Source organism: Pseudoalteromonas porphyrae, assembly GCF_001298125.1.
GTDB classification, from domain to species: domain Bacteria; phylum Pseudomonadota; class Gammaproteobacteria; order Enterobacterales; family Alteromonadaceae; genus Pseudoalteromonas; species Pseudoalteromonas neustonica.
Window position 1 is genome coordinate 31,354 of the sequence record NZ_LHPH01000016.1, and the last position, 13,324, is coordinate 44,677.

At 40.5% G+C, this 13,324-nt stretch carries 12 protein-coding genes; 2 read left to right on the forward strand and 10 right to left on the reverse strand.

Going from position 1 to position 13,324, the window contains the following annotated elements:
* Positions 1 to 5: 5 nt before the first annotated feature.
* Complete coding sequence (locus ADS77_RS13850; protein ID WP_235575787.1) at positions 6 to 404, reverse strand: PleD family two-component system response regulator; 399 nt, start codon at positions 402 to 404, stop codon at positions 6 to 8.
* Positions 405 to 471: 67 nt separating this feature from the next.
* Positions 472 to 4,359, reverse strand: coding sequence for an ATP-dependent RNA helicase HrpA (gene hrpA / locus ADS77_RS13855; protein WP_054454950.1), 3,888 nt, complete (start codon positions 4,357 to 4,359; stop codon positions 472 to 474).
* A gap of 200 nt (positions 4,360 to 4,559) precedes the next feature.
* On the opposite strand from hrpA, the gene ADS77_RS13860 reads away from it, so the two are divergent.
* Positions 4,560 to 5,462 (forward strand): DMT family transporter, encoded by a 903-nt coding sequence (locus tag ADS77_RS13860; protein ID WP_054454951.1) that lies wholly within the window; start codon positions 4,560 to 4,562, stop codon positions 5,460 to 5,462.
* A 72-nt stretch (positions 5,463 to 5,534) separates the two neighbouring features.
* Here the strand turns inward: ADS77_RS13860 and ADS77_RS13865 are convergent, their stop codons facing one another.
* The 8 genes from ADS77_RS13865 to pspA all read right to left on the reverse strand — a co-directional run bounded on the left by ADS77_RS13865 (position 5,535) and on the right by pspA (position 12,065).
* Positions 5,535 to 5,879: a 4a-hydroxytetrahydrobiopterin dehydratase gene (locus ADS77_RS13865; RefSeq protein WP_054206318.1), complete on the reverse strand. Its 345-nt coding sequence runs from the start codon at positions 5,877 to 5,879 to the stop codon at positions 5,535 to 5,537.
* A gap of 9 nt (positions 5,880 to 5,888) precedes the next feature.
* On the reverse strand, positions 5,889 to 6,686 hold the full coding sequence (gene phhA, locus ADS77_RS13870; RefSeq protein ID WP_054206317.1) for a phenylalanine 4-monooxygenase: 798 nt from the start codon (positions 6,684 to 6,686) through the stop codon (positions 5,889 to 5,891).
* Between the two features lie 202 nt (positions 6,687 to 6,888).
* Positions 6,889 to 8,070, reverse strand: coding sequence for a methionine gamma-lyase (gene megL / locus ADS77_RS13875; RefSeq protein ID WP_054206316.1), 1,182 nt, complete (start codon positions 8,068 to 8,070; stop codon positions 6,889 to 6,891).
* A gap of 146 nt (positions 8,071 to 8,216) precedes the next feature.
* Positions 8,217 to 9,242: a TIGR01620 family protein gene (locus ADS77_RS13880; RefSeq protein WP_054454953.1), complete on the reverse strand. Its 1,026-nt coding sequence runs from the start codon at positions 9,240 to 9,242 to the stop codon at positions 8,217 to 8,219.
* Positions 9,239 to 10,654 carry a YcjX family protein gene (locus ADS77_RS13885; protein ID WP_200909650.1) on the reverse strand — a complete coding sequence of 472 codons (1,416 nt, stop codon included), beginning with the start codon at positions 10,652 to 10,654 and terminating at the stop codon, positions 9,239 to 9,241. The genes ADS77_RS13880 and ADS77_RS13885 overlap by 4 nt, the downstream gene beginning before the upstream one ends.
* A gap of 57 nt (positions 10,655 to 10,711) precedes the next feature.
* Positions 10,712 to 11,113: an envelope stress response membrane protein PspC gene (gene pspC, locus ADS77_RS13890; protein WP_054206314.1), complete on the reverse strand. Its 402-nt coding sequence runs from the start codon at positions 11,111 to 11,113 to the stop codon at positions 10,712 to 10,714.
* Positions 11,110 to 11,343 (reverse strand): envelope stress response membrane protein PspB, encoded by a 234-nt coding sequence (gene pspB / locus ADS77_RS13895; protein WP_054206313.1) that lies wholly within the window; start codon positions 11,341 to 11,343, stop codon positions 11,110 to 11,112. Before pspB ends, pspC begins: the two co-directional genes overlap by 4 nt.
* Positions 11,344 to 11,405: 62 nt before the next feature.
* Positions 11,406 to 12,065: a phage shock protein PspA gene (gene pspA / locus ADS77_RS13900; RefSeq protein ID WP_054206312.1), complete on the reverse strand. Its 660-nt coding sequence runs from the start codon at positions 12,063 to 12,065 to the stop codon at positions 11,406 to 11,408.
* 187 nt (positions 12,066 to 12,252) lie between these two features.
* On the opposite strand from pspA, the gene pspF reads away from it, so the two are divergent.
* Positions 12,253 to 13,311 (forward strand): phage shock protein operon transcriptional activator, encoded by a 1,059-nt coding sequence (gene pspF / locus ADS77_RS13905; RefSeq protein ID WP_054454955.1) that lies wholly within the window; start codon positions 12,253 to 12,255, stop codon positions 13,309 to 13,311.
* The last annotated feature ends 13 nt before the right edge of the window (positions 13,312 to 13,324 follow it).

The following is a 13,324-nucleotide window of genomic DNA, read 5'->3' on the forward strand; positions in this document are numbered from 1 at the left end:
TTCTCCTAAACGACCGTGTTTATTTTTTCTAATAATCCACCCACTGAAAAGGGTTTTACGACATAAGCGTCACAACCCGCTTCAAAGCCGGCTTTTTGCTCTTGTTCTGACTCTAATCCCGATACCATAACAACAGGTATATGACGCGTTTCTGGCGTATTTTTCAACATCCTACATGTATCATAACCATCTAATCCCGGCATACACACGTCAAGCAAAATTACATCTGGTGGATTGGCTATCGCTGATGATAAACAGTGAGTTCCAGAATCAGCATAACTTAGTTCAAAACTTGCTGATAGTGCGCCTTTAAGCATTTCAAAATTAAAGTACTCATCATCAACAACAAGCAAACGTAGATTTTTTTTATCTGCTGAGGGCATAGTAAATATTTGTTCCTTCATTATGTTCAAAAATAAATCCTTCCTTTAAGGTACTCAGCTTGCAATAAAATGCAAGCTTAAATATTGATCAATCATGCTCTTTTAATGCATTCAGAACCCTCTTTCCTGATATCGGGTAAGGTGTCCCTAACGTTTGTGCAAATAAGGATACTCTCAGTTCTTGCTGCATCCAAAAAATTGTCTGTAACGACTCTGGAATAGGCATCCCTTGTGGTATCTTTTTAAGGTACTTTTGATACTCCTGCGCTACTTTATCTAATTCAAGCACGCATAATCTGTCACGGTTTGGGTCAACAGGTAGTTTCTCTAAACGCTTTTCTATTGCTTTTAAATAACGGATTAAATCACTTAATTTATCTGCCCCGTGATTGGATACAAACCCCTTAAACACTAGAGATTCTAATTGGCTTTTAATATCGCCGTGCGCCGTGATCATGGTTAAATCTACACGCCCTTTCATCTTTTTATGCAACGCATGCGCAATACTTAATACTTGCTCCACTTGCGTTGCAATAGCAACGACAGTATCGCCTAACTCTCCACGGACCTGTTCCTTTACTTGTTCAAACGCATGCTCTGTTCGTACATCACCGAGTTTTACGAGCAAACTATCTACCCCTGCTGCAATACAATCATCAATTAAATCAGCGACTTTACCAAATGGATTGAAATATAGACCTAATTTAGCTTTGTTGGGTAAGTTTTGTTGTAAATATTTTATCGGCGAAGGAACATTAAGTAACACTAATCGACGTAAACCTTGCTGATGAGCAGCGTGTGCTTTGATCTCATTATCAAACAACTCAACTGCTGCAGATGATTTTTTATCCACCAGTGCCGGGTATGCTTTTATCTCATACTGGCCTTGTTTTTTCACATACGAGAGCGGTAATTTACCAAAATCCCATGTCAGTAAATCGCTCTTTTCAATGCCTTTGTCAGCCACTTTTGATAGGGTTTGCGTCACTTTACCTTGCAGCTGTGCTTTTAATTTAGCTAAATCCATACCATGTGCTAACACCCCCCCTTTTTCATCGCGTACTTCAAACTGCAAACGTAAATGAGTGGCAAGGGTTGTTAAATCCCATGCATCAGGCTCGACCTTAACGCCGGTCATACGCAACAATCGTGTGCTTAACGCTTCCAGTAAGTTCCCCTGCATAGGCTCTATAGCAGCCAATACCGCATCTGCATAGTTGGGTGCGGGTACAAAGTTACGACGCAACGATTTAGGAAGTGACTTAATTAAGCCACAAATTAATTCATGACGAAATGCAGGTATATGCCAGTCAAAACCGCTTTCTTGCACTTGGTTTAATAGTGCGACAGGAATTTGCACTGCTACACCATCAACTGCTTGGCCTGGATCAAAGTGGTAATTCAGCGGTAACATTAAATTACCTTGCTGCCATACATCGGGATAATCAAACTCAGTAATGCTGTCTGCACCGTGCTGCATCAAATCATCACGGGTCATTTGTAAATAATGTTTGTTTTGCTGCTTTTGCGTTTTATACCATTTGTTAAATGCCGTTCGATTATTAATATCGCTCGGAATTTTTTTATCGTAAAACGTATATAAAGTTTGTTCGTCGACTAAAATATCGCGGCGTCGGCTTTTATTCTCAAGTGTTTGAATATCTTCAATCAACTCGCGGTTGAATTGTAAAAAACCTTCGTTTTGGCCTAAGTCCTGTTCAACAAGCGCGCTACGAATAAATAACTCGCGACTCACTTTAGGATCTATATTGCTGTACACACAGCGGCGCTTTGAAACAATGATCAACCCATATAATACTTGCTGTTCAAATGCGATGACTGCGCCTGGTTTTTTCTCCCAGTGCGGTTCACTGTAACTGCGTTTTACTAAATGTTGTGCTAACGGCTCAACCCAATCAATATTTATTTTGGCATTGACGCGCGCATATAATTTACTGGTTTCAACAAGCTCAGCCGACATTAACCACTTAGGGCTCTTTTTAAACAATCCTGAACCTGGGAAAATATGAAATTGACTGTTTCGTGCGCCTTTATACAGTTGCTTTTCATCTTTAAAACCAATGTGACTAAGCATTCCACTGAGTAATGCTTGATGCACTTTATCGCCATCAGCCACGTTTGTTGTGGCTTTCATGCCCATTTCGTTGCATACCGTACTTAGCTGATAAACAATGTCTTGCCATTCGCGAATACGCATATACGCGAGCATATCTTTTTGACACAACTTCCTAAACTGGCTATTACTTAGTTCACTTTGCTGCTCTTCTAGGTAATTCCATAAATTTAAAAAGGCAATAAAATCTGAATCAGGGTCGTCAAATCGGCCATGTTTTTCGTTGGCCGCTGCACGTTTTTCTTGCGGCCGCTCTCGTGGGTCTTGTATCGATAGCGCCGCAACAATAACAATCACTTCACGTAATGCACCTAACTTATGCGCCGTTAATACCATTTTAGCCAACCGTGGATCAACGGGTAAACGGCTCAATTCTAAGCCTGACTTAGTTAGCTGAGTGTCGCGATTACTCTTGGTCGGTTTAACGGCTTCGAGCTCTTCTAATAATGTTAAGCCATCGTTGATATTACGGCTGTCCGGCGCTTGTACAAACGGAAATTGCGCCATGTCACCTAGGCCTAATCCCAACATTTTTAAAATAACAGACGCCAAGTTAGTACGTAGTATTTCTGGGTCAGTAAATTCTGGACGCGAATTAAAGTCATCTTCAGCGTATAAGCGAATACAAATACCGGCTTCAACACGCCCGCAACGCCCTTTACGCTGGTTTGCACTGGCTTGTGATATTGGCTCAATTGGTAAACGCTGCACTTTAGTGCGGTAGCTGTAACGACTAATACGCGCCGTGCCTGGGTCAATTACATAACGAATACCCGGTACAGTTAATGATGTTTCAGCCACGTTAGTTGATAAAATTATATGACGACGGCTATGCGGAGCGAAAATTCTGTTTTGCTCTGCATTTGATAATCGCGAATAAAGTGGGAGCACATCAGCCCCTTTTAAATTACGTTTACTCAATGCATCAGCAGTATCTCGAATCTCCCGTTCACCATTTAAAAAGATTAATATGTCACCAGGGCCTTCTTGGCACAACTCATCAACGGCATCAAAAATACCTTGTAGCTGATCGCCTTCGGCTTCCATATTCTCTTTGTCAATTTCAATCAATGGCCTATAACGTACATCAACTGGGAATGTCCGCCCTGAAACCTCAATAATTGGCGCATCATTAAAATGTTTTGAAAAGCGCTGTGGATCAATGGTTGCAGATGTAATAATAACTTTTAAGTCTGGGCGCTTTGGTAATAAGTTTTTTAAATAGCCTAAAATAAAATCGATATTTAAACTGCGTTCGTGAGCTTCATCTATGATGATAGTATCGTATTGATTTAAAAATCGATCTTGCTGAATTTCGGCAAGTAAAATACCGTCAGTCATCAATTTTATATAACTATTATTAGACACTTGATCACTAAAACGGATTTTAAAACCTACTTGCTGACCAAGCTCACATTGCATTTCATGGGCAATACGATCCGCAACTGTTCGCGCGGCTAAACGCCGTGGCTGGGTATGCCCGATGTAACCATCAACACCACGACCCAGCTCTAAACACATTTTAGGTATCTGTGTGGTTTTACCTGAACCGGTTTCACCTGCGATGATCACCACTTGGTTATTCGCTATCGCCTGTTTAATATCATCTTTTTTCTGACTAACAGGCAGCTGCTCTGGGTAAGTAACTTTTGGCAATTGAGCTAAACGCACCTCACGCAATTGTTGACTGCGCGCAATGTCAGCGGTGATCTTTTCAAGCACTGCAATTTGTTTTGTTTCATCAGTTATTTTTTTTATGCCATGAAGGCGTTTTTTAAAGATGAATTGATCTTTTCTTAAGCACGTTTTGAGTTCACCAAATAATTGACCTAGGTTTACCACCCCGACTACCTTATAAATTTGAATTAAAGACGCGCAATTATAGCAAACTTCACCGCTGTGGTTAACTTTGCCGCAATATTAAATTTTATAATATATGCCCAAATCAGCTTGAGCTGAAATCAATGATAGTGCCGATTCTAGCTTGCCCAACTTTGCATCAGTGATATGCTAATTAGCTAAATTCCCAAAACGTTATAATGATGCCGTTAAGAAGTTTATTACACTTATTTATTCTCGCCGCAATTTGGGGCGCCTCTTTTTTATTTATGCGTATGGCAGCAGCCAGTTTAGGACCAGCCATACTCATTGAGCTTAGAGTGGGGTTTGCTGCGCTAACACTTTTTTTAGTCGCATTATATTTAAAACGAGCGTCAGTTTTTAAAGAACTTGCTTTTAAAACTCACCATAAACATTTCTTTATTATTGGCGCACTTAATTCTGCTTTTCCCTTTTTGCTGTTCGCTTATGCCGCACAAACACTCAATGCATCAACCTTGTCTATTTTAAATTCGACAACACCTATATGGGGTGCCGTTGTTGGAATGTTTTGGGCCAAGACAAAGCCAACCAAAAGTGTACTGCTAGGTTTAATTTTAGGGTTAACAGGCGTTGTGCTGTTAGTCGGACAAAATCAGTTTAGTATTCATTCAGACTCATTAATCGCAATTATAGCGGCGCTGTGTGCGTCACTCAGTTATGCCATTGCATCACACTACACAAAATACGCACCTAAATTAACTCCATTTAATAATGCACATGGTTCAATGTGGGCGGCAAGCTTTATGGTTTTACCACTAATTTTATTTATGCCGATACGCGAAGTGCCCTCCACCAGCGTTATGCTAGGAGTACTTACACTTGGCGTTGTATGCACTGCATTAGCCTATATCTTATTTTTTAAATTGATTGATGATATTGGCCCAACATCAGCACTTACTGTGACTTTTTTAATTCCTTTATTTGGTATTTTCTGGGGGCACCTAATACTTGATGAAACCATTGGTTCTAATACCTTGCTCGGTGCATTTTTTGTGATCAGCGGTACAATGCTGGTGACAGGATTTTTTAATAAAAAACTAAAAGTAAAAAATACAAATATATAAAATTAGGTATAAGACATGAAAAAAGGCGCATTAAGCGCCTTTTATGTCCTTTGGGCAGAACTGTGTATTGACTTATAGTGCAGCGAATACTTCATCTGTTTTTGCAGCACAGATAAAATCATTCTTATGTAGCCCTTTAATAGAGTGGCTCCACCATGTAACTGTTACTTTGCCCCACTCAGTTAATAAACCAGGGTGATGGCCTTCTATCTCTGCCATATCACCTACTTTGTTTGTAAATGCGATGGCTTGTTTAAAGTTTTTAAATTTATAAAGTCGCTCTAATTGCATAATACCATCACGTACTTCAGGCACCCAGTCTGGGATCATTTTAATTAACTCTGCGAGCTCTTCATCCGATACTTTTGGAGCATCAACGTGACAGGCTTCGCATTTTTGTGCGCTTAATGATGACATCTTAAATCCTTAACTTGCTAATTTTTCTTTAGGAGGAAATTTTGGGTCGTGTAACCCTAATTCTTTTGCTTGCTCTACTAATGCCATAATATCCAATTGTGAAATATCAAACAAATCATGGATAGAATTAATGGTGTAGTACAAAGGCTGCATAATATCAATTCGGTACGGCGTACGTAATACGTCAAGTACATTCATTGCGTTGATTTCAGGCGTATCTGAATACACATACTGTGTTTCGCCAGGGCTTGATAAAATACCACCGCCATAAATGCGCAGTCCATCGTCGGTTTGCATAAGTCCAAACTCAACGGTAAACCAGTACATACGTGCTAAATAAACACGGTCTTTCTTTTGCGCTGCATAACCTAGCTGTCCATATTTATGCGTAAATTCAGCAAAATCTGGGTTTGTCAGCATAGCGCAATGACCAAATATTTCATGAAAAATATCAGGTTCTTGTAAATAATCAAACTCTTCGCGACTACGGATAAATGTCGCAACTGGAAATTGCTTGTTCGCTAATAAACGAAAGAACTCGTCGAAGTCAATTAACGCAGGTACTGGCGCTACTTGCCAACCTGTTGTGGCTAGCAGCACTTCGTTGAGTTCACTTAATTGTGGAATACGATCATGGGGCAAGTTTATTTTTTTTAGGCCTTCCATGTATTCATTACAGGCTTTGCCTTCAATGCATTTAAGCTGACGCGCGACCAGTTCTGACCATATTTTATTTTCTTCATCGCTCCAATGTATCACACCATTTTCATCTGGTGTTCTGGAGGTGTATTTACTTGCTTTAGCCATTATAACCTTCTTGGTGTTAAACCGAACCTGTTGCAGTGATACTAAGCAAATGTAAGCCAAAGTTTAATAGCAGAGCCAATATCTGCGCAGGCCATTAACATGCCTTTTGTATACCTTTATATACACCAAAAAACAGTTAAGTTTACACACCAAGTAGAACAGAGGCTAAAAGCGATAATTACCGTAAACATTTAATTACAAATCAAGTTATACAAGTAAAGGCGCGGTTAAGATCACTTATAATATCGTTAACATCCTCTAAGCCAACTGAAAGTCTAATTAATCCATCACTAATACCAGCCGCTGCACGCTCTTCTGGAGTATAAGGTGAGTGCGTCATCGATGCAGGATGTTGAATAAGTGTTTCCGCATCCCCTAAGCTTACTGCTAGCGTGCAAAGCTCAGTGCTATTAATAAACTGCTCGCCATCTTTAAGGCTGCCTTTAAGCTCAAATGCAATAACACCACCAGCCGCCTTCATTTGATTACCAATAAACTTAAACCCAGGGTGTGACTCTAGACCCGGGTAATAAACCGTATTCACTTGTGGGTGTTGCTCTAAGAACTCGGCAATTATTTGCGCACTTTCACAATGGCGCTGTATTCTGATCGCCAACGTTTTTAAGCCACGATTAATCAACCAAGCGTCATGGGGGCTGATGGTCGCCCCAATATCTTTGAGCACCGTCATCTTAATTAATGTAATGTGCTCTTGACTACCACACACAAGCCCTGCCACAACATCACCATGACCATTTAAGTATTTAGTCGCGCTGTGAACAATTAAATCTATGCCATAATCAATGGGCTTTTGCAGTAACGGTGTGAGAAAGGTGTTATCGATCACACTGATTAAACTATGTCGTTTTGCAACTTGCCCTATTAGCGCTAAATCAATTATTGCCATGGTTGGGTTTACAGGTGTTTCAGCAAAAATCATTTTTGAATTAGGTTTTATAGCATCACGCAATGCCTGCTCATCAGTCATATCTACAAATGTGACGTCAATTCCCCAGCGCGGCAACATGTGAGCAAAAAAGGCAAACGTACAGCCATATAATGCACTTGATGCCACTAAATGATCACCTTGCGATAAGAAGCTTAATACCGACGCCGAAACAGCCCCCATACCGGTCGCTGTTGCAGCTGCCGCTTCGCAGCTTTCTAACTGCGCCACTTTTTGTTCCAGTTCGGTTGTTGTTGGGTTGCCTAATCGAGTATAAATATACCCCGGCTCTTCACCTGCAAAGCGTGCAGCTCCTTGTGCGGCGCTGCTAAAATGAAACGTTGAAGTTTGATATAAAGGTGATGTGAGTGCACCATGAGGATCGTTGGCTTTTTCAGGACCATGGATGCACTGGCTGTCGATGTGGAGTGTATTCATTGTTATTGCTCATTTTAATTATTATCAATAGGTCATAATTAAACGTATCGCGCTCTAAAGCACAAGCATGCCGGATGCTCAGATGGCTAGAGTATGTACAGGATCTTAGGGAGACTGTACATATATGTTGTCAGTCCCCCTTTTTGTTACTCCTCTTTTGATACTGACGGCTTTCGGCCCATGATTTTACTGGCAATTAATTGCGCTGTTCCTTTAAGCAAACTGCGCTTATGCTCAAGTCGCGGTAACGGACGACTTAGCTCCATAGCTTTATAACCGATCCGTGCGGTAAATATCCCAGCACTTAAGCCCTGTGCTGCACGCCCTGATAATTTGCCTAAAAGCTCAGCACTCAGCGCCGTTGCAGCTAAATCAGATACTAACTCTGCACTACCAACAAACATCACTTGTTTGATCAACATACGATAAAGTTTAATACGACTGGCGTAACCAAAACCGATACCGTAGATTTTGCCTATTTGCTCAATCAATTTAGTGCCACGCCACAACACTGCCATCATATCCACCAACGCCAGAGGGCTCAATGCCACTAACAAACCCGACTCAGTAGCAAAGCGGTTAATGAGCTTTTTAGCTTGCGTATCTTGCTTCACTAGTAAACTATCGGCGTACAAAGTCATAATTTCTTTATCACTATGATGACTATCAATACTTGCTTTAAATTCATCAAATCCTGTTAACTGCTGATGCTTATTAAGCTTTTCAAGCCAAGGCAATGCCCCGCCTACTTGCTCACTATTGAGTAAACGGTCTGCTTCATGGCGATGTAATTGATTGCGTTTTAAGCTACGTAACATTCTATACTCACGCCACAGTAAACGCCCTAATAACAATACACCGCTGAGCACAGCTATTAAATATACGCAACCAAAGATGATTGATTGCTGGAAGGTAATAACCATTGAAAATATAAACTCAAGGAGCACCAAGCCAATAAAGCTCACAGCAAATACCCCTTTGAGGGTTTGCCATTTTGACTTTTTATACACTGGGGTTAAATCAATATCAGCTTCAGGTAGATCATCAACACTGTGCTCATACTCACCTTGATCAATCACTTTTGCAGTGGTTAATTCGGACTCTTTTTCTAATGGCTCTGGCGCAGTATCAATACGTCGGCCAGCTTGAAAACGTGAAGCTGTCTCGCTCATGTTAGTTTATCTCCTAAAAGGTACTGCATGACATGATCTAAACGTATATGTTTTAGCTGCTTGTCAGGGCTTGGCATCGGCGAGAATGATAAAAACTCAAAACCATGGCTTGGCCATTCATCTTTATTAAGCATTCGCATTGGTGGTTGTGGCGGTAAATAAGTTAACCATTGCGACTCTAATAACGGCAAGCCATAAATACAATTAAGTGTTTTGCCTTGTTCCGTCACTTGTTTTGGCATGGTGGCAGTGATTGATGACATTGCCATTGTTTCAATTTTTACACCATCAAACTTTAAGTGGTTACTTTGCTCATGAACTAATGAATCCAGCAGTAGAGCCAAATCTTTATGATGAACACCACTTATATGGTCTGATTTATTGGCCGCAAAAAGTAACTTATCTATATTCGGTTTAAATAAACGTTTTAAAAAGCCTGTTTCACCATAATTAAAATGTGCGAGTAATTGCTTTATTACATCGCCCTGCTCTTGCAGTGTTTCAGGTCCTTCATTCAGCGCGCTCAGCACATCTACTAATACAATCTGCCTATCAAAATGTCGAAAATGTTGGCTATAAAAAGGCTTTACCACCTCTTTTACATACGCATCAAAACGTTTTTGTAAATGCGCTAAATTAGAACCCGCAATCGCTTCCTCTGTATAGCCTGCAACTGGAAAAAACAGTAACAGTGGTGCGCCTTGAAGTTCTCCAGGCATTAACATCCGCCCAGGTTGCAACATGGCAAGTTTAGTGTCTTTTTTAAGGCCAACAAGCAAAGCTTGATATTGTGTGGCAATGCCACTTAACGCGCTCTCATCTACTGGCGCATGTAAATCAAGGGCTGCAAGTGCAGTTAAAAATGCCTGTGACTTTTCCACTCGTGGAGGCTGTTGTAATAACGTGTATTGTTGCTCACTCCATTGTCGATAACTTTGCTGTAGCATAGGTAAATCCAGCAACCACTCACCGGGGTAATCAATGATATCTAGATACAAAGTTGACTGCGGTGAAAAGTGTCCTCGTAAACCGCTGTCGCTACGATACTTGATTGCAAGGCGCAGGGTATTAATACGCTCAGTAGATGACGGCCACCTTGGTTGCCCTTCTGTAGGCAGTAATGCACTCAAAGCTTTAGGATAATCAAAAGTAGGAATTGTCAGGGCTTCTTGTGGAACTATTCTTGTAGCGATATGACGCTGCTGTTGCATAACATCAAAAAACGGTAAGTTTTTTTCATTCGCCTGGCTAGTCAAATGTTTCACCAAAGCTGTAATGAACGCAGTTTTACCACTGCCACTTAAGCCTGTAACTGCTAATTTTACATGCTGATCTAAACTGCGATGTACGGCTTTTTGCGCTCCGCCCTTTATTTTTTTTAATGTGCTTTTTGCAAATGAAGTGTTAATCATAATGATTGAGCACCTCAGCGGCATAAGTATTAGGCAGCTAAAGTGCTATTGAATCCTTTAAAGCTTATTAATTTCACGGCTAACCGTAAACTCGGTTGAAGTAACGTAGCGTTCCATATCTTGTAAACGTATATCAACACGATTTAAACGATCTTTCAAATCTTGTAAAGCGCGACGAGGCGGCTCACCTTTTTGCCATACTTTAAATTTTACTTCTAACGGATCGTCATGCTTACTTGACTGATCTTTAAACTGTGTCGACGAGTCTTTTTTGTCTAAAATAAACCAGGCTGCAATATACGCCACTACAAATAATGGACCGCCAGTCAATAAGACTGCACTGACAAATATAATGCGAACTAACCATAACTCCATATTGAAGTAATCACTTAGCCCTGCACATACACCCGCTATTTTTCCACGTTGTGGGTCTCTTAATAATTCGCGTTTGGTACTCATACTTTACGCCTCCACTGTGGTGCCTCTTGATCAAGCAATGCTTCTAATGTTTCAACTCTGTCGGCCATTTTTTCAGCTTTTTGTGCAAGTTCCAGCAGCTGGCGATGTTCGTGTTCGCTCAAGCCTTGGCTTACTTGTTTTTTACTACGATAATGTAAAATCAACCACAGTGGCGCGACAAAAATCGTAAACATAACAAATGGTACAATTATTACCTCTGAATCAAACATAACCCTCTCCTGACAATCCGTATTTGATAGTTTAAGCAGGGGCACACGGGCCCCATATATTTTTATTTATCAGCTAACTTCTTTTTGAGTGCTGCTAACTCGTCATCAATTTGCTCATTTTGTTGCAAGTCTGCAATCTCATCAGCCAATGACTTTTTACCTAAATCGTACGATTCTACTTGTGATTCTAGACCATCAATCTTCGTTTCGTAACGTTCAAAGCGATTAAGGGCATCTTCAACTTTAGAGCTATCCAATGCTTTTTTCACTTCAAGGCGTGACTCTGCAGAGCGTTGACGTAAGATAATCGCTTTTTGACGCGCTTTTGCATCTGCAAGCTTATCTTGTAACGTACTCACTTCTTGCTGTAATTTGTCAATGTGTGTTTCGACATGACTTAATTCACTTTCAACGGCTGCTACCGCTTCAGCAGATTTTTGCTTCTCAAGTAATGCTGCACGAGCTAAATCATCACGATCTTTACTCAATGCGAGTTCAGCTTTATCTTGCCACTGAGCTACTTGCGCTTTTAATGTATCTACACGACGCACTAATTCTTTTTTCTCTGCTAACGTTTTAGCTGAGGTTGAACGAACTTCAACTAACGTGTCTTCCATTTCTTGAATGATAAGACGTACCATTTTTTCAGGATCTTCTGCTTTATCTAAAATGGCATTGATATTAGAATTAACGATATCTGCAAAACGCGAAAAAATTCCCATAATATTTACCTCTGTGATGTTTAACTTAATTGGTCTACAGTTACTGTTACAATATGCTTGCCAACTTTATAAAATATAAAATACATTAATACTTTCAAAAAGTTAAACTAAAAATACAAATTCCTTTAGTTCTCTGCAATTATGAAATACACTAACAGTTAGTAAAAATGACTAAGAGTTAGGGAATATGAGCCAATTTCGCCAACAAGACAATTTACTCGGCCAATCAGACAGCTTTTTAGCTGTGCTTGATCAGGTTTCGCAGCTAGCAAGTTTAGATAAGCCGGTCCTTATTATTGGTGAGCGAGGCACAGGTAAAGAACTAATAGCAGCCCGCTTGCACTTCTTGTCAAAACGTTGGGAGCAAAGCTATATTAAACTTAACTGCGCTGCATTGAACGAAAACCTACTTGAAAGTGAGCTGTTTGGTCATGAAACAGGTGCATTTACAGGGGCGAGCAAACGCCATGAAGGACGATTTGAACGCGCAAACGCCGGTACACTTTTTTTAGACGAACTCGCAAACACTTCTGCGATGGTTCAGGAAAAGCTGCTGCGTGTCATTGAATATGGTGAGTTTGAGCGAGTCGGTGGTAAACAAACTATAAAAGTCGACACCCGATTAGTATGCGCTACCAATGAAGATTTACCTTACCTAGCTGAACAAGGCGAATTTAGAAGCGATTTACTCGATCGCCTAGCATTTGATGTTATTACACTGCCACCGCTGCGAGAACGCCAAGAAGATATTATGCTGTTAGCTGAGCAGTTTGCAATCAACATGGCGCGTGATCTTGAATGGCAATTATTCAGTGGTTTTACTCGTAGTGCTGTTGATATTTTACAGTCATATGAGTGGCCCGGTAATATTCGTGAGCTTAAAAATGTAGTGGAGCGAAGTCTGTATCGCCACGGCAATGAACATATCCCCGTTCACCAGATTATTTTAGACCCTTTTGAAAGCAAGTTCAGACCAAAACATCGTATTAAAGCACCTGTAAAAACACTCGAAGCCGCGCCTGTTTTAACTACGCCAAATGAGAGTGTGATCACACATAGCGCTGCCCCCATTCAATTTCCGTGTAGTTTAAAAGATCTTTCCAATGAATTCGAAATCGATTTGATCAATAAAGCGCTTGAGCACAGCCAGTTTAATCAAAAGAAAACTGCAGAAATACTCGGTTTAACGTATCATCAATTACGAGGTTATTTAAAAAAATATAACTTACTAGATCAACAGTCATAGTCAGGGGCTAAGC